The sequence below is a fragment of the Bacillus pumilus genome (genome assembly GCF_900186955.1).
Lineage (GTDB): Bacteria > Bacillota > Bacilli > Bacillales > Bacillaceae > Bacillus > Bacillus pumilus.
On record NZ_LT906438.1, the window covers coordinates 390,419 to 410,558 of the forward strand.

4 protein-coding genes are annotated in these 20,140 nt (G+C 46.1%); 3 read left to right on the forward strand and 1 reads right to left on the reverse strand.

The genetic code is table 11. From position 1 onward, the window contains the following. The first annotated feature begins 59 nt into the window (after nucleotides 1–59). Genes CKW02_RS02000 through CKW02_RS02010 form a run of 3 tightly spaced genes read left to right on the forward strand, consistent with a single transcriptional unit; the run spans nucleotide 60 to nucleotide 19,146 of the window. Complete coding sequence (locus CKW02_RS02000) at nucleotides 60–10,190, forward strand: non-ribosomal peptide synthetase (protein WP_003214194.1); 10,131 nt, start codon at nucleotides 60–62, stop codon at nucleotides 10,188–10,190. Nucleotides 10,191–10,203: 13 nt separating this feature from the next. Further along, entirely contained in the window at nucleotides 10,204–18,399 is an 8,196-nt protein-coding gene (locus CKW02_RS02005) for a non-ribosomal peptide synthetase (protein ID WP_003214490.1), read from the forward strand. A 6-nt stretch (nucleotides 18,400–18,405) separates the two neighbouring features. Then, nucleotides 18,406–19,146: a thioesterase II family protein gene (locus tag CKW02_RS02010; protein WP_003213915.1), complete on the forward strand. Its 741-nt coding sequence runs from the start codon at nucleotides 18,406–18,408 to the stop codon at nucleotides 19,144–19,146. 35 nt (nucleotides 19,147–19,181) lie between these two features. Here the strand turns inward: CKW02_RS02010 and CKW02_RS02015 are convergent, their stop codons facing one another. Beyond that, on the reverse strand, nucleotides 19,182–20,099 hold the full coding sequence (locus tag CKW02_RS02015) for a DMT family transporter (protein ID WP_372706119.1): 918 nt from the start codon (nucleotides 20,097–20,099) through the stop codon (nucleotides 19,182–19,184). Nucleotides 20,100–20,140: the final 41 nt, after the last annotated feature.

Sequence of the window (20,140 nt, forward strand, 5' to 3'; positions counted from 1 at the left end):
TAGATGAGGCAGGGGTGCACATTGGCAGCCCTGCCTGACAAAAAAGGGAAGGAACTCATATGAAACCATCAACCATTAATCAATCGAATGTACATGAATCAATGGATACGATTTTACAAGATGTACAGAAAACCATTTTACAAACCAACGAAATCGAACGCTTCGCTGTTTTTTCTCGTGAAAAAACCATTCGACCACGGCCATATCACCTCTCTCATTTATTTCTAGACCAACACATGGAGCAGGAGGCCGCAGCTGAATGGATACAAACGCAAATGGCTTCACCTGCTTTAGCGGACATGCCCCCAGCCATTTCCTATGGAGGGGATATAGATGTTCGTGCAGGAGCTCAAACCTTGCAGGACGCTCTAACTGAGGCAGCCAAAACAACAAATGGGCTGACTTATATCATCAATAGTGAAAACGAGCTCACGCAATCCTACGCGCAGTTAAAGGAGGATGCCGAGCGGGTGTTGACGGGTTTAAGGGCACTAGGGCTTGAGCCAGGAGATCCTGTGTTCTTTCAATTTTCATCGAATCATGCGATGGTCACGGCTTTTTGGGCATGTGTGTTAGGCGGATTTGTCCCAACACTTGTGTCGGCAGCCCCGACCTATCGGGAAATGAATGCCTCAGTGAAGAAGCTTCATCACGCTTGGGACCTGCTGGAGCACCCGCTCATTCTCACGGATGACTCGCTGATTGATGAGGTGCAAGGCTTGGCTTTACTGTGGCATACAGATCAATTACGTGTGGCAGCCGTTGAACCAATGCTTACTTTAGATAGAGATCTAGAAGTACACCCAGTCACGCCCGATGATTCCGTCTTTTTTATCTTAACGTCTGGAAGTACGGGGATGCCCAAATGCGTAGAGCATTCTCATAGAAGTGTGCTGGCGAATGTCAAAGGAACAGTGGCAGCCAATGGGTTTACACAAGAGGATGTCTCGTTAGACTGGATGCCATTAGATCATATTGGCGGCATTGTCATGTTCCATCTTGTCAATGTGTACACAGGCTGTGAGCAAATTCGAGCAAGAACAGATGACTTCATCGCTCAGCCGCTGCGCTGGCTTGACTGGATGGACCGTTATCGTGCAACGAAGACATGGGCACCTAACTTCGCATTTGCGATGATCAATGATTATGAGAAAGAAATCTCTTCGGGATCGTGGGATCTTTCTGCTATGACTTGTATGATCAATGGGGCAGAAGCGGTCGTACCGAAGACGATTCACCGGTTTTTACACCTGCTCGCTCCGCACGGCTTAAAAGGAGACGTCATCAGACCAGCTTTCGGCATGTCAGAAATCTCATCAGCCGTTGTCTTCTCTTTTGCGATTGAGCGGGGAGATGAAAACAGCGGGGTACTGACCTTTGAGGAAACATCGCTGACAGAGCAGCTAAGACCAGCAGAGGCACGCGAAACTGGAACCGTCAGCTTTACAGAGCTCGGGAAACCGATTCCGGGTATCACGATTCGTATCGTCAACCATGAGCATGAGCTTCTTCCCGAAGATCATATTGGTAGCGTGCAAATCAAAGGGCCGACGACAATGAAGGGCTATTACAAGAATGACGAAGCGAATCAAGAGGTTTTTCAAACAGAAGGCTGGTTCCACACGGGTGATTTAGGTTTTCTGCATGAAGGAAGACTGACATTAACCGGTAGAGAAAAAGACATGATCATCATCAACGGGAAAAATTATCACAACTATGAAATTGAAGCCATGGCAGAGGAAGTACCCGGCGTAGAAACAAGCTTTGTGGCAGCTTGCTCCGTTCGGATGGAGGCATCTGCATCCGATGAACTGATTCTCTTTTTTACACCGAAGCTGTATGAGCCTGCTTATATCATGAGGGCTAGCCAGCACATTAAAACCCATATTGCGACAAAAATGGGTCTTTATGCATCAAGGATTATTCCTGTCCAGAAGCATGCCTTTCCGAAAACAAGCTCTGGAAAAATAGAAAGGGCACAGCTCAAGACAAGGTGGCAGGAAGGGGAATTCGACGAAATCATCAAGGAACTGGACATCAGACTTGAAAATGAACACACCTTGCCTGATTGGAGTTATCAAAAGAAGTGGACACCCGCTCCGCTTCATGAAACGGAAAAGCAAACAGAAGGGGACATGGTGATCTTTGCAGATGAGTTAGGGCTGGCAGATCAATTGAAATTCCTCTCAAACCAAGAACAAACCTATATCACGGTTGAACCGGGTCAAGCATTCACACAACTCACACCCACTCACTTCATCATCCACCCGAATCGGCCGTCAGACTACGAACAACTCTTTGAGACGCTCCGTTCGTATGGCGTTTCGGTGAAACAAATCATTCACCTTTGGAACTACACAAACAAGAAAGACACATTACAGGCGGAAATAGCGAAGGAAGCACAGAAAGCTGGCAGCATGAGTGCATTGTATGTAACAAAAGCGATCGCCGCCTATGAGGAAGCTGTAGAGATGACCTTTGTCTCCGCTCATGCGATGAATTTGCCAGAAGACAAAGTACATCATGTGGAAAAAGCAACAACAGCGGGATTGATGACAGCTGTTCAGCATGAATGGCCGTTTATCAAGGTGCGATGTCTTGATTTTTCTCTAACAGAATCGGTTGGTCATTCTCATGTATCGGCGATCATGACAGAGCTCATCCATGGCACAAGTCAGCATGTCGCTGCTTATCGTGAAGGTGTTCGTTATATTCCTCTTATAGCGCCGCTTCATCTGGAAAGGGAACAAAAGAGGAAAAAACCGCCATTTGAATCATCGGGGCTTTACGTGATGACAGGCGGGCTTGGCGGAATAGGACGGATGCTAAGTGAACATCTTCTAACATCCTATCACGCGCATCTTGTGCTGCTTGGAAGAAAGGCACGAGAGGCTTTAAGTGCGGAGCAGCAAGACGTATTGACCTCACTTGAGAAACAAGCGGAAAAACGCGGCGGCACTGTTCATTATGAAGAAGTGGACTTGACGGATGCAAAAGCCCTTGAAGCCCTTATCTCGAGACAAGAGGTGGCTCATGGAAAAAGGCTGCATGGTGTGATTCATTTCGCTGGCATCATTCAAGAAGAGCTGCTTGCGGACATGTCGTCTGCGTCCTTACATGCGATGTACGAAGCAAAGGTATATGGCACGATTGCGCTTCATGAAGCAGCTTCTAAACGGCAGAATGTCTTGTTTCTTTCTAGCTCATCAGCACGAACGTTAAAGGGCGGGATGACCGTAGGCGCTTATTGCGCTGCCAATGAGTTCGTTGAACAATTTGCTCATTATCAGAGGCTGACATCTACCGTGAAGCCTTACTGCTTTAGCTTTAGCATGTGGGATGAGATCGGCATGAGCGAGGGTTCGATGATCAAAGGCATGTTAAAAGAAAGAGGCTATCTTCCGATTCCGAAGCGGGCGGGCTTGCAGACGATGCTGGCATGTTTGATGACAGATGCACCTCTCATTTATATGGGATTAGATCGGTCGAAGCAGGACATTCAAGAGATGCTTCATGCGAAGAGCCGAACAGAGAAAGCCGTGTATGTCTTTTTCAAAACCGACAAAACAAAAGCCATTGAAGAACGGCTGTATCAGTCCATTTATACGTCTTTGCAGTCTCATATATCTGGTGAATATTCCGTCCATCTATTTCCTGAGGAATATTGGAAAGAATCAGAGGATGGCATGCCGGATGAACCGTATTTTAAAGCACTCATTGAGGAAAGTGGACAGGAAGCCGAGGACAGAGCGCCTCAAACGGAGACGGAGAAACTTTTGGCAAGCATTTGGTCCGAGCTGCTTGATGTCTCAAATGTCAGCTGTGGTGATCATTTCTTTCTACTCGGGGGTCATTCGCTCAAGGCAACGCAAATGCTGTCTGCGGTGAGACAAAAAATGGGGTTTGATGTGCCTCTCGCTGTTCTTTTTGAGCATACGAGACTTGGGGAATTAGCGGCATGGATCGATTCGCATGCAAAAGTGGATGAAGCGGTACAGGTGCGGAAAATGGCAAAGGGTCAGAAGATTCCGATGTCCTATGCCCAGCAAAGACAGTGGTTTCTCTATCAATTACAGCCTGATCTGCCATTTTACAATAATACAATTTCCTTTCGGGTGAATGGATCTTTAGATGTGAAGGTGCTTCAGCGCAGTCTTCAGCAAATGGTGCAAAGGCATGAGGCGCTTAGAACTTCCTTTACCATGAGCGGCGATGAACCGGTGCAGATCATCCATGAGCATATGACCCTTCCAGAGCTTGAAGTGGTGGATCTATCAGATCTGACGTCACAGGAAGAAAAAGGACAAAAAGCGGCTGAGTGGGCAAAAAGAGAGGCAAGCACAGCTTTCCGCTTAGAGCATGATCCGCTCTTTCGGGTAAAACTGATTCGGTTGTCGGAAACAGATCATTTGCTGCTGATGTCCATTCACCACATTGTGTCAGATGGCTGGTCGGTTGGGATTGCCGCAAGAGAGCTGTCTGAATGGTATACAGCGATGATTGACAAGAGAGAGCCTGATCTTTCGCCGCTGCCAATACAATATGCGGATTACGCCCTATGGCAGAAGGAGTATTTGACTGGAGAGACGCTCCAAAAGCAGGTTTCCTATTGGAAGGAGCAATTTGCTGTCCCTGTAGAAGATTTGGTTTTGCCGTATGACTACCCGCGGCCAGCCGTTCAATCCTACAAGGGAAAAACGAAAAAATACCACCTGTCGAAGTCGCTGTCTGAGCAGCTGGCAGCTCTTTCTAAAAAAACACACAGCACCCTTTATATGACGCTACTGACTGCCTTTTCTACCTTGCTGCACCGTTTGTCTTCACAGGATGAGTTTGTGATTGGATCAGTCATTGCTGGGAGAAATCGGACGGAGATGGAGCAGCTCATCGGATTTTTCGTCAATACGCTGGCACTTCGGATCGATCATAGCGGGAATCCTGCTTTCACTGACCTATTAGAACGGGTGAAAGAAACAACAATGGGCGCTTATGCGCATCAGGATGTGCCGTTTGAGATGGTCGTAGATGAGCTGAATATTGTACGTGAGGCTGGCAAACAGCCGCTGTTTCAGGTCATGTTCGTTTTGCAAAATCTGCCGCTAGAAGCTTCTCCGATGGGGGAGGCGACATCTGTTTTAGCCATTGAAGATAACGATACCGCCAAATTCGATCTATCCCTGTTTGTTTTTGAAGGAGCGGAGGGTCTTCAATTAAAACTGGAGTATGATGTGGACTTATTTTCTGACGATACGATGGACCGGTTCCTTCGGTACTACGAGCAGCTGCTTGAGCGTATTTGTGAAAATCCAGCACAGCCGATTAGACTAATGAATTACCTGCCAGAAAAAGAGAAGCATCAGCTGCTCTATGAATGGAGCGGCAAAACAGATCAGCCTGCAGGCCCGCTTCTCATCACGGAACGGTTTGAAGCGCAGGTGAGAAAGTCACCCGATGCCATCGCTCTCGAATTCGGGGAAGAGCAGTGGACGTATCGTGTGTTACAAGAGAAAGTCGACCGGCTTGCGGCTTCTCTGCAGCAGCGAGGTGTGACGCCGCATGAACCAGTAGGGCTGCTCATCGACAGGTCGCCTGAAATGATTCTTGGGGTGCTGGCGATTGTGAAAGCAGGAGGCGCCTATGTGCCAATTGATCCTGAATATCCAGATGCCCGCATTGATTATATGCTGAGGGATACAGGTATTCAGCTGTTACTGACAAAAAATAAATGGCTGAAAAAGGTGTCCATCAGTCAAACCGAACTCATTTGTCTTGATGAAGGATATGAAGAATTTTTATCAGAAGCAGAACTCATACCTGCTGCCTTAAAACCTGATGGACTCGCTTATATCAATTACACCTCAGGATCAACTGGACAGCCAAAAGGGGTATTGATCCCGCATCAAGCAGTCATCCGGCTTGTCTGTGAAACAGATTATGTCACCCTTGATGAACATACACGTATTTTACAAATTGCCAGCTTCTCCTTTGATGCCTTTACGTATGAAATATGGGGAGCCCTGCTAAACGGGGGAAGACTGATCCTGACCGATCGAAATACGATTTTATCAATGGATACACTGGCTGATACACTGACATCATACAAGATCACAACAGGATTTTTGACGGTGCCGCTGTTCAACCGATTGACAGAGGAACATCCAGAAGCTTTATCTGGATTCGATGCATTATTGGTCGGTGGTGATGCGCTCTCAGCTGCTCATATTCGCAAGGCACTACCGTATTTACCGGAAGGGCTTTTAAACGGCTATGGACCAACTGAGAATACGACGTTCTCCTGTGTGCATCACATTCGTTCATTAGACGAAGGGCAGACGACCGTTCCTATCGGTCAGCCAATTGCTTATTCACAAGCCTATGTATTAGACGACCAGCTGCAGCCGGTTCCGCAGGGTGTCATTGGAGAAATCTACGTTGGCGGAACAGGGCTGGCACTCGGCTACCTTGGAGATGAAGAAAAAACATCGCAATCATTTATCCCGCATCCTTTCCATAAAGGAGAGCGTTTATATAAAACAGGTGATATGGGCCGCTGGCTCCCAAATGGCATCATCGACTGCCTTGGAAGAATGGATCATCAAGTGAAAATACGCGGACATCGCGTCGAATGCGGAGAAATTGAAGCCGCTATGCTGAGTGTTGAAGACATCGTAGAATGTGCGGTTATTCCGCATCAGCACGAGAGTGGTCATAAGCGCCTGATCGGTTACTTTGTCCAAAAAGGTGCATGGACTCAGCAAGACCTTCGACGCAAGTTAAAAGATAGACTGCCAGATTATATGGTACCGAGCCTATTCATAGAGCTCGAGGAACTGCCGCTCACGCCAAACGGCAAGGTAGATCAAAAGCATCTCCCGCCGCCAGTGTGGAGACAGGAAGAAGCAGACAAACCAGCAGATCAGGCACTCAGTGAGGGAGAACGGGTGCTGGAAAAGGTGTGGACTCAGCTTCTTGGCACTCCTTCAATCGGTGTTCATGATAACTACTTTGAGCTTGGCGGAGATTCTATTATTGTCATACAAATGGTGGCACGCCTAGCACAGGAAGGCTACATCATACAGCCGAGAGATGTATTTGAAAAACAGACCATTTCACAGCTGGCACGCGCTATGAAAAAAGCAGATGTATCTGTGTCCTATGATCAATCACCTGTTACAGGAAATGTTCGTCTGCTTCCAATCCAATCTTGGTTCCTTGAACAATCGATGACAAACCAAGATTATTGGAATCTATCAGCGCATATTGAATTCAAGCAATCGATACAACCCGAGCAGTTAACACAAGTTCTTTCAAAGCTTGTCGATCATCACGATATGCTGAGAGCCATTTATACAAAAGCAACAGACGGTACATGGATTCAAACCGTTCGCGCGCCTGGCATCATTCCTTGTGTCACTTTCGTTGATTTGACGGATATTTCTCACGAGGAAGCGCTAGAGCAAATTCGCTTGGAGACAAGCGCTTGTCAAGGAACATTGTCATTAGAGCGGGGAGAAGTGATCAAAGCCATTCTTTTTCAGACAAGTGATTGTACGTCTGAACTCTTTATCGCAGCCCACCATCTTGTGATGGATGGAATATCGTGGCGCATCATACAGGAAGATGTATTAAATGGGTTGAAGCAGGCTGCGGCAGGGCAGGAGATCACGCTTGCAAAGAAAACCGCTTCCTATCAGCAGTGGGCAGAGGCACTCTATGAATATGCACAAACCGATCAATTACAAGAGCAGGTTCCTTTTTGGGAAAAGATCATGAATCAAGAGGAAGAAGGTTCGCCTTTTCAACCACCTGCGCTTTTCAATATAGAAGAACATGCAGAGATCCTGACTATTCAATTGACGAAGGATCAAACAGACATTTTACTAAGGCACGCATCACAAGCGTACCGAACAGAGGTCAACGATTTACTCCTGTCAGCACTTGCGCAAGCTGTTGGAAAGCCACTACTGATTACGTTAGAAGGGCATGGACGCGAGGATTTATTTGAACAGATGGATTTGTCACGGACAGTCGGCTGGTTTACAAGCTCTTATCCTATTTTTATTCCTTTTATTCAAACCGATGTTGAGAGACAAATTAAAGATGTCAAAGAAACCTTAAGAGCTGTGCCGCAAAAGGGGATCGGCTATGGCTTACTTCAATACATGACAGCATCTCGTTTACTTAAAACGGCAGCGCCGCAGGTGAGCTTTAATTACCTTGGACAGTTAGATCAAATAGATGGTGAGGCAAATCTGTATATAGCAGATGAACGAAATGGACATGTACATGACCCAAAAGCAGAAAGACAGCATTTGATCGATGTGTACGGATACGTTGTCAGTGGTCAGCTTCAGATGAATTTTATGATCAATCGTGAACTGCTTCAGGAGGAAGAGGTGCGTCAGTTACCTGAACGATTTAAAGAAAAAATGGAGGGCATTTTGACGCATTGTGTAGAGGCAAAAGGCGGCTTTACGCCATCTGATTTTCCAATGGTCCAGCTGACGCAAAAGCAAATAGATGAGCTTCCAGACAATGTGGTAGATGTGTATCCATTATCTCCGATGCAGCAAGGGATGCTGTTTCATGCACTGTTAGATCAAGCATCACAGGCGTATTTTGGTCAGGTGCATATGACACTCGAAGGCTTAACGGACGGTGAAGCCTATGAAAAAGCATGGAATCTGCTTGTGGAACGTCATTCGATTTTACGGACAAGATTTGCTTGGGAGGGGCTAAAGGAGCCTGTCCAATTGATTCAATCAGAAGGAAGCATTCACCTCACTCAGCACGATGTGCGCCACCTGAGTGAAATGGATCAGAAGAAAACTATTGAGCGTTATTTACAATCCGATCGTTCAAAGGATTTTGATTTGGAAAATTCGGCTGAACCGCTCATTCGTATCGCTTTGTTCCATCGTGACGAGAAAACTTGCACGTTTGTTTTTAGCTTTCATCATATTTTAATTGATGGCTGGAGCCTGTTCGGCTTGATTGAGGAATCCTTTTCAATGTATCGCTCGCTTGTGGATGAACGAGAGATGAACCTTCCTGCTGTGCGTCCATATAAAGATTTTATTGAGTGGTTGCAAAAGCAGGATCAAGAGAAGGCACAAGAGTTCTGGAAACATTATATGTCAGGAGTAGAGGAAGCCACACCACTTCCAGGAAACGGAGAGCAAGCTTCGGATGAAGGAGCAGGTATTGATCAAATTAGTATCAAACTGACGCCTGAAATGCAGCAGAAGCTGGAGAAAATGACAGGGACACAGAAGGTCACGATGAGCACACTGATTCAGGCGGCATGGGGTCTGCTCTTGCACCTTCATTCAGGCTCAGAGGATGTCGTGTTCGGTGTCACAGTATCTGGCCGGCCGGCGGACTTACCAGAGGTTGAAAGCATGACAGGGCTCTTTATTAACACCTTGCCGCTTCGTTTGCCGATCACACCAGACAGGACCATTGCCGAGCTGCTGGCACAGACGCAGGGAACGGTTTTTCACATGCGAGAATTCGAGTATACCGTACTCCCAGATATTCAGCAGATGACCCAAATTCCGAATGGAGAATCATTGTTTAACAGCATTGTCGTGTTTGAAAACTACCCGATTGAATCTGTAGAGCCGTATGGTGTACGGATCTTAGACATAGCTAGTCATGAAGAAACCAACTATGACCTGACCCTTGTGGCTGTCCCGGGAGATACGCTGGAGCTTCGGGTCACATACCGCTTCAATCAATATAAAGAAAAACAAATACAATCGCTGATGCAGCAGCTGGTCCATACACTTGAAGCCATGACAGAACAAGTGGAGACACCACTCTCTTCCTTCACGATCGTGATAAATAAAGAAAAAGAGCGGATGATCACCGATTGGGCGAAAAACGCACAAGTCAGCGTGCTGTACCCAGATCAAGAAGAGGTCTATTCAGTTATTCATGATCCTTCGTGTGAGACGGAAATCTATGTTCTGAGCGAAGAGCATCAGCTCATGCCGGTAGGATTTCCTGGAGATATTTTTATCGGTGCAAAGGATATCAAGGCACTTTGCGGAGAGCTTGCCGATTGGATGGAGACGCATAAAATTCCGCATCCATTCAAACATCAAACAGGCGAATACCTCTATCCGACAGGGGATGTCGGCGTTTGGACTGAAAAAAACAAGATTCAGATTTTGGATTGGGTGTAGGAGGAGAAGAACGATGTTAATGAGTAGAAGAAAAGGACATGCAGCAAATCATATCGTCAGAATCAACGGAAAACGAATCGATCTCAAAGCATTAGAACAGGTCGTGATGCTTCATTTTCCGTTAAAGGAATGTGCATTCATCCCGAAGAAAAATGAAGAAGGCAGCCTCTCGCTTGTGCTATTTGCACAGGCGAAGGACCCTTCGCTAACAAGAGAGGATCTGATGACAGGCGCGCTTCACCCTGATGAAGTGCCAGCCGCTCTCGTCTTATTGCCTTCCTTGCCAAGGACAGAAAGTGGAGCGGTCGATACAGAAGCACTGCTTTCGATTGACATCATTGATGAAGAGAGTTTGAGAAAGATAGAAGATCGTACGAAAGCTATAGATGGAGTAGAGGAAGCGGCTGCTCTCATTGAAAGTCAGACAGAAAAACAAACGCCTTATCACTTAGATGATCTGTTTCCTAATCGGCAGCGTGCGCAAGGGAACGAATCGATCTCGAAGGATGAAGAGGGCGAAACAAAGCAAGCATCCGCTCATGAAAAGCCGCCTGCACTTGTGTATGGCGGGGATGTCATCAAAAAACCAGGCACACCTGTCACACTGACAGAGGTGTTGATTCGATCAGCCTTTATGTCACCTGACCGCGGGGTGACCTATATCAAAGAAGGCGGGCGCACGTTGACCCAATCCTATCCTGAGTTACTCACAAACGCAGAACGGGTTCTGTCTGGTTTAAGGAAAGCAGGCCTGACAAACGGCGATCAAGTGTTACTACAATTGAAAGATCATCAAGATTTCATCACTGCGTTTTGGGGCTGTATTCTCGGTGGTATCATTCCGACTCCGGTTTCTGTACCGCCTGTTTATGATGAAACGAATCAAGCTGTGAACAAGCTGAAAGGCGTGTTTCGGCTGCAAAATGAACCGTTTATTATGACGAATGAAGCAAGTGCTGAGGACATTGCTGGGCTGCGTGAGTCATTTGAGGCAAAAGACATACCTATTTTAACAATCGAAACATTGCTCTCGTGTGAACCTGATGAACAGCATTATGAGCCAGAGCCAGATGAGCCTGTGCTTCAGCTGCTCTCTTCAGGAAGTACGGGTGTGCCAAAGTGTATCCGTCACAACCATCAAAGTATTTTATCTCGAATCATCTCCTTTGAGCAGACAAATGGCTTTACGCATGAGGATATGTCGCTTAACTGGATGCCGCTTGATCATGTAGGAGGCATTGTCATGTTTCATGTGCATGACGTCTACTTTGGCTGCCAGCAGATTAGTCCATCCATCGATCAATTTATCGAGCGGCCGATGGTATGGCTGGATTGGGTAGAAACATACGGCGTCACAAGGACATGGGCACCGAATTTTGCTTTTGCGATGATGAATGAATATGAGGACGACATTCGCAAGGGGAGCTGGGATCTCTCCACACTGACTTATATCATGAATGCAGCCGAAGCGGTTGTGCCAAAAGTAACGCAGCGCTTCATGCATATGATGGGTCAGCACGGATTAAGCCGTCATGCGATGGTGCCGGCGTACGGCATGTCTGAAACATCCTCAGCCATTGTTCAATCAAAGAAATTCATGCGGCATGGTGATCAGGATGGACAGCTGACGATTGATCAGACTTCGTTAACAGGTGACATTCAATGCGTGGCGCAAGATCATCCGCACAAAATGACGTTTACCGAAGTCGGTGCACCGATTCCGTCTGTATGGATTCGGATTGTAGACGAGCATCATCATGTGCTGCCAGAAGATCAGGTCGGGCGCTTGCAGGTGAAGAGTCCGACGATTATGATGGGCTATGATCAAAATGAGGAAGCCAATCAAGAGGTATTTGTGGAAAATGGCTGGTTTCACACGGGGGATTTAGGATTTATCCACGAAGGGCGTCTTGTTCTAACAGGCCGGGAAAAGGATATCATCGTCATCAACGGAGCCAACTATTTGAATTACGAAATTGAAGCAGTTGTGGAAGAGGTGGACGGGGTGGAAGTCACCTTTGCCGCTGCGTACGGCATCTACAATCCCGAATCAAGCAACGACACGCTTGCCGTCTTCTTTGTGACACAAAAGGATTCGCTAGAGGAACAAATCACGATGATTCAGCAGATTAGAGAGGCCATCATTCGTAAAATTGGCATAGAGCCCGATCACATCATTCCAGTGAAAAAAGACCAATTTCCGAAAACAGAAAGTGGAAAGATCCAACGTGCTCAGTTAGGCGCGGCGCTAAAAGAAGGGATATTCCGTGACATTGAAAGGGCACTGGACCTTGCTTCTGAAAATGAACAAACACTGCCAGATTGGTTTTTCAAACGCACTTGGGCAAAGGAGCATATTGTTCCGTCTCAGCCTGCTGCTGATCATGTACTCGTTTTCGAGGATGAAAAAGGGCTTTACCAATCACTTTACGCCCATTTTGAAAAAAGAAATCAGCCCTATGTTTCTGTGAAAAAAGGACATGAATTTTTGCGTCTGTCCAAAGGGATGTACCAGATGAACCCGAGAATCAAGGGGGATTATGTCAGGCTCGCTGCAGCACTTGAAGCAGATGAATTAAAGACAGGGTGCATACTCCATTTGTGGAATGTGACAGACAAAGAAGCCATTGTTGAGCCTGCGCAGTTCACAGAAATGCATGCGAGGTCCAATCAATCGATTTTGTACTTGTATCAAGCATGGAGGCAAGAAAACAAAGAGCCAGTCCGGCTTGTTGTAGTGACAAAGGGTGGTCAATATGTAAGCCCTGAAGACGATCTCCATGTGGAGAAAACGTCGCTCGTTGGTTTATTAAAAACCATCCCGCAAGAATGGGAAGGAGCAGAGGTGTCCCATATTGATATTGAAGCGGAGCAAGTGGAACAGGATGCAAAGCACATTGCTAATGAGCTGTCGGCGATTCATATAAAAGCAGAGGTGGCATACCGAAAAGGGCGCAGGCTCGTACCAAAGCTGGAAAAAATCGATATGATGAAAGCACCTCAAACAGAAGGGTTTTTAGAATATGAAGGTCTTTATTTGCTGACCGGAGGACTCGGCGGTATTGGGTTTGAACTATCTAAGCAGATGCTCCAATTTGGCCTAAAGCTTGTATTGATTGGAAGGACTTCTTTGGAAGACAGCTTGGAAAAGAAAGAAGCGTTCTTACAGCTAAAAAGTCTCGGTGACGTTATCTATGTACAAGCGGATGTGACCGATTTAGCTGACGTGGAGCGGGCGATTTACAAAGCAGAAAAACATTTTGGTCAAACCATCCGGGGTGTGCTGCATTTAGCCGGTGCTGGCAATGTATCAGAGCATTTTCAGCATACAGATAAGTATACATTGGCGCATACGTCAGAAGAGGATTTTACAAAGGAACTGTCAGGGAAAGCAGACGGAGCGTTTGTCCTGCAGGAAGCCTTCAAGCATGATCCGGCAGTACCACTCGTCTTTTTTGGATCAGTAAATGGCTTTTTTGGCGGTACAACATTCGGGGCTTACTCTGCGGCCAACAGCTTTTTAGATGGGCTTGCGCACACGCTCACCTTTCAAGAAGGAAGACGGGCGATCTCTTTAAACTTTAGTATGTGGGATAATCTCGGTTTGTCTAAGGGGCATACCGGCGCAGCCCTTACCGTCCGCAAGGGATTTCAATTGATTGGAAAGAAGCAAGGTCTCCATTCATTATGTCTAGGTGCTCGGCTGAATGAAGCGCATCTATTTATCGGACTAGATGGAGCCAATCCAGAAATCGCAGCGTATCTTCAGCCAGCGCCAATACCGACTTTTGAGAAAAAGCTTTTTTACACAGTTCAGCCTGGCAAAGAAGTGCATGTGGAAGATATCGCAGGCGGAACAAAAGGTGACTGGGATATTCAGCAAGTACAGGAAATACCGAAAAAACTAGATGGCTCTATTGATCATGAAGCCCTTAAGCTGAATCATCACAAAAATGGACAACCCCTTGAAAAACAATTGCCAGAAACGAAAACAGAGCAAATGCTTGCTGCCATATGGGAGGACATTTTAGACGTTGATCGTGTGTACAAAGAGGATCAATTCTTTGACCTTGGCGGACATTCATTAAAGGCGACTCAAACCATTTCTCGGATCAATCATGAGTTTTCAATCAAGGCGCCTTTAAAAATATTATTTGAAAGCAAGCATCTGGCACATTTGGCGCAAACGGTTGATGACATCAAAGAGGCACCGGCTGTTCAGGAAGCCAATATTCCAAAGCTGGAAAAGCGAACAAGCTATGAGCTGTCACATGCTCAGAAGCGTATTTGGTTCTTATCCACATTAGAAAAGAGCCATCATTACAATATATTAGGTGCTTGGAAGCTGACAGGACAATTGCACATTCAAGCGTTAACAAAAGCGATTGGTCTCTTAACGAAACGTCATGAAGCACTACGCGCAACTTTTCAATCGCTTGGCGGCAAGCCGGTTCAACTGATACGTGAAGACCTTCCGCCATCCGTCACTGTTGCGAACTTCTCATTATTTAATGAAAAAACAAGAACGAGAAGACTCGAGCAGCTTATTCAGCAAGAAGCGAACCGCATTTATGATTTAGAAAGAGGGCCTCTTGCGCAGTGGACGATTGTGGATATGGGCAATGAAGAATTTTATCTTCTTTGCGCGCAGCACCATATCATTTCAGATGCATGGTCGCTCAGTCTGCTCATTCAGGAATTAGAAGTGGCATATGACGGACTGCTTGCAGATGAAGCACCGCAGCTCCCAGCGCTAGAAATTGAATGGACAGATTATGTCCATTGGGAAAATGAGCAAGTAACGCATCATCAAGCAGACCAAGCCTATTGGCTCGATCATTTACAAGGTGATCTTCCGGTGTTAGAGCTGCCGTTTGACCGTCCTCGCCCGCCAGTTCAAACATTTAACGGCGCTACAGAGCAAATCGTCTTGGAAGATACGCTTATCCGCCGTTTGCAGGCTTTGTCCAAGCAGCAGGGCACAACGCTGTTCATGACGATGCTGTCAGCGTACTACGTCCTGCTTCACAAGCTGTCAGGACAGACAGATATCATCATTGGTTCGCCGATCGCAGGGCGAGGTGCCAAGCAATCAGAGAAGCTTGTTGGAATGTTTGTGAATACACTCGCGCTGAGACAGGATATCTCCACAGCAGATACGTTTGCTGATGTCATGGAAAACGTGAAGGAGATGACATTAAAAGCCTTCGAGCATCAGCGTTATCCATTTGATAAGCTTGTCGATGATCTTTCATTAGATAGAGATTTAAGTCGATCGCCTATTTTCCAAGTGGCCATGGGTTATGTAACAGATTCGCTCCATGTCAATCTCAAAGGGCTGACAAGTGAACATGTGATGGTTCATCATACAGTGTCTAAATTTGATCTCACCTTACATGTATTTGAACAGGGGGATCAGCTGTCGATCCATGTGGAATACAATACAGATTTATTTGATCAAGAGACCATTCATCGTTATATGAATTATTATCTTCATCTGCTAGATGGTATGACAGCTCAGCCTGAACGTACATTTTCTGATTATTGCTTAATGGACAAAGCGGAACAGGCTGCGATGATCATAGGGAAAAACCAAACGGCTACGCCATATCCAAAGCGCACCATTCAAGAGCTGTTTGAAGAACAGGTGCAGCGTGATCCGCACCGCATTGCCTTGTCTTATTTGGAAGAGCACATGACGTATCAAGAGTTGGATGAGAAGGCAACACAGCTTGCTGCTTACTTGCAATCAAAAGGAGTTGGACCAGGTTCACTTGTACCGATGCTTTTTGATCGTTCCTTTGACATGATTGTCTCAGTGCTAGGCATTGTCAAATCTGGTGCTGCATATGTTCCAATGTCACCAGAATATCCAGATGCGCGAATCCGCCTCATTGTTCGCGATACGCAAAGTGATGTGATCATCACTCAATCTCATTTAATAGAGCGTCTAGTAGACTTTACAGGTACAAAGATTGAGATGGACAAGCCATTACCAGTAACAGATGCAGTGTATCAAAGAGAACAATCAATCATTGGAGAAGACCAGTTAGCCTATGTCAACTACACATCAGGCTCAACAGGTACACCAAAAGGCGTCATGCTCCCCCATGCAGGAGTTGTCCGTCTGGTTCGAAAAACAAACTATATAAAACTAGGTCCAGATGATAAGATGCTTCAGCTCTCAAACTATGCTTTTGATGCCTTTACATTTGAGTTGTGGGGCATGCTGCTGAATGGCGGTCAGCTCATTCTGATTCCGAAATATGCCGCACTGAATATGGATGAATTATCACGGCTGATCAAAGTGCATCAAGTGACAGCCAACTGTCTGCCAACCGCTTTATTCAATCGGCTGGTGGAGCACGATCCAAAAAGTGTAGCAGGCTACCGCACATTACTCGTTGGCGGAGAAGCGATGTCCAGTGAGCATGCACGAAAGGCACTGCCACATATGGAGGGTGTACTCATCAATGCTTACGGCCCAACAGAAAACACGACCTTAGCCACAACACATCAAGTCATGCACATGCCAGAGGGAGCAAGGTCAGTTCCGATTGGTGTCCCAATATCGAATTCAACTGTTGTCATACTAGATGATGCGCTCAACCCAGTGCCAGCAGGCGTCAAAGGAGAAATTTATATCGGCGGCACAGGTCTGGCAAAAGGCTACCTTCATGATCCAGAGCGGACGCATGAACGGTTTATAGACAATCCATTCCCTGAACTAGGGGGAGACAGGCTGTATCGTTCAGGTGATCTAGGTACATGGCGTTCAGATGGCACCATTGAATATCTCGGCCGAAAAGACAATCTCGTGAAAATTAGAGGCTACCGGATTGAATGTGGAGAAATAGAGACAGCTCTCCTCAAGCATCCACAAATAAAAGAATGTACAGTCATCGCCAAAACGTATGGCAGCTCAAAACGGCTGGCGGCCTACCTTGTTACAGACGGAGAGAATCCTGTTTCAGGCTGGAAAGCATTTTTACAGGAAAGCCTGCCAGGCTACATGATTCCAAGTTACTTTATTGTAATGGACGAAATGCCAGTCACAACAAACGGAAAGGTTGATCAAAAAGCACTGCCAGACCCAGCAGAAACGATCTCTCTTTCTCAAGGGGATGACAAACCAGTCACCGAAGCGCAGCAGTTGATTGTCACAGCTTTCAAGGACGTGCTTGGTGTCAAACAAGTAGGCATACATGACTCATTTTTTGATTTAGGCGGCGATTCAATTATGAGTATCCAAGCCGTTGCCAAATTAAAAGAACAGGGGATTCATGTGGATCCAAAATGGATTTTCATGCATCCAGCGGCGGCTCAGCTAGCCGCACATGTGGACGCAATGCCAGAGGCCGGGGAGCACGTAGAAAGGTCTCCAAAGGACTACGTGATTGAGCTGAAAAAAGGCGCTCCAGCCGAGCCGAGGATTTTCTTTGCACCGCCTGCCGGTGGAACGGTAATGGGCTATATCGATGTGGCTAAGCTGATGACACATCAAGGCGCTGTGTACGCCTTGCAGTCTCCTGGCTTATATGAGGATGAAGAACCGCAATTCCTCCATTACACAGAGCTTGTGTCCATATTTGTTGAAGCCATTGAGACCTTCTATCGACCTGGTGTTGACTATCTAGCAGGGCATTCAATGGGCGGGCACCTTGCCTACGGAATGAATCAGCGGCTCTGCCATGCAGGAAAAGCGCCGAAAGGACTCATCATTTTAGATACCGTCCCTGTGTTAAGAGATGAGGCAGATCAGGCGCTCCATGCGGATATGAACGAAGAAGAAGTGAAAATGCTTGCGCTTGTCCTTGGAATGGGGAATCTCGTCGGCATTCAGCCAGAAGCATTACAAGGGCTGAGCTTCCAAGAAGTGAAGCAAAAAATACTCAAAGAGGCAGAAAAGGATGAAGTGGTTCATCAATTTATGAATGATCAGTATTTAGATAAATATTTGCAAATGCAAACGCACAATACAATCATGTCACAAGCCATTGAATTAGAAAAAGAACCATTCGGTGTGCCGTTTTATATTGTACAAAGCAGTGATCACGCCATTGATTTCCAGAAGAAGTTCTCAGACTGGGAGGCTTATACGAAAGGACCGTGCTCGTATTATCACATCAAAGGAGACCATGTCACCATGATGAAAAGGCCGCAGGCGGATGAACTGGCACGAATTCTTCAAACGATGATAAAGGGGTAAGAACGTATGAATCATTTATTTAAAACCTTTGAAAAAAAATCAGATCTTATTCAACTTATTTGTTTTCCTTTTGCAGGCGGTTATTCCGCCTCGTACCGCCCGCTTTTTGAACAGCTAAAAGGCACTGCCGAAGTAACAGCAGCAGAGCCCCCAGGGCATGGAACCAATCTCATGCCGCTCGAAACGAGCATTGACCGATTGGCTGAGCTATACAAAGAAGGGCTCATGGGTAACTTGAACCGCCCATTTATCCTGTTCGGACATTCCATGGGAGGACTTGTTGTGTATAGACTGACGCAGCTGTTAGAAAAGGAAGGAATTGATCCTGCAGCAGTCGTGATCTCGGCTATTCAGCCGCCGCAAACAAAACGACAGATCCTGACCCATTTATCGAATGAAGCATTTGTTCAGCATATTGCCGAAATGGGCGGGATTCCAAAGGAATTATTAGAGAACAAACCAATGATGGATTACTTTACGCCGTCCTTACGTGCAGACTATCAGGCGCTGGAAACCTTCCAGCACAAAGATCAATCCATCATCGAAACACCCGTTTATTTATTCAATGGAACAAAAGATGAAAAATGCATGAAAGATGCAAATGGCTGGCTGCCATGGGCAAAAACCATCGAACGCACCAATTTCGAAGGAGGGCACATGTATATCAACACACACCTCGAGCCCTTCGCAGAACAGATGAGACATGTGATTGACGTTGCAAGCAAACAACAATTAATGAAACTTTAAAAGAAAGCGGTCCTCCTTAAAGGGACCGCTTTTTCTTATGAATTCCGCTTTTTCACCACATTCCCACCAATCACTCCGCCAATGACCAGAACACCTCCGATGAGATGATACCAATCGATTGTTTCATGTAAAATGAGAACCCCAGCGGCAACTGTAATAAACGCAGATAAATTGTTAAAGATGCTGACCTTTGCCGCTTCAAGCTGAGAAAGGGCATAGTTTGATAAATATGCCGTGAGAAGTGATGAAAGAATGCCTAAAAAGAGCATTGACCATACAAAGGATGGTTGTGTAAATGGGCTGAAAAATTGCGGCATTGTCCCGTTTACTGAATGCCGGATGAGCGCAGTGGCATTGAAGAAGACAAATCCAAAGAATGTCATCACGAAGGTGAGTTCAATCACATGGAAGCGCCGTGTAATCACCCGGGCAAATACACTGTATGCACTGGATGATAAGGCAGAAAGCAATATCAGTCCATAGCCGATCATGTGTGAATGCTTCACATCAATTCCCTTCATGACAAAGAGAAGCATCACCCCGCACACAGAAAGAATGGTAAACAGCACTTGGATCCATGTCGCGCGTTCCTTTAAAAACCACGCGGCAAGCACCATTGTCAGAATAGGAATCGTTGCCTGAATAATACCAGCCTCTGACGAAGAGGTATACATCAGCCCCCATACTTGAAAAGCAAAAAACAACACAGGATAAAGCAAGGAAAACGGTACGATGTAGAGAAGATCTCGCCATTGAATGGAGAGGCGGATTTTCTTTCGTAAAAATGGATACAGCAATAGTGCGGCTGCAAAAGAAACTGTAAAGCGGTGTGCCAATAAATCGATCGGGTTTGCTGATTCTAATGCAATTTTGACAAACAAAAATGAAAAACCAATGATCGTGGCGTAGCCTATCGCGGCAGCATACGCTTTCTGTTTTGAAATGTCCACAATTTGACTCCTTATACGAGCATGCATGCTTCGGATGAATTGAC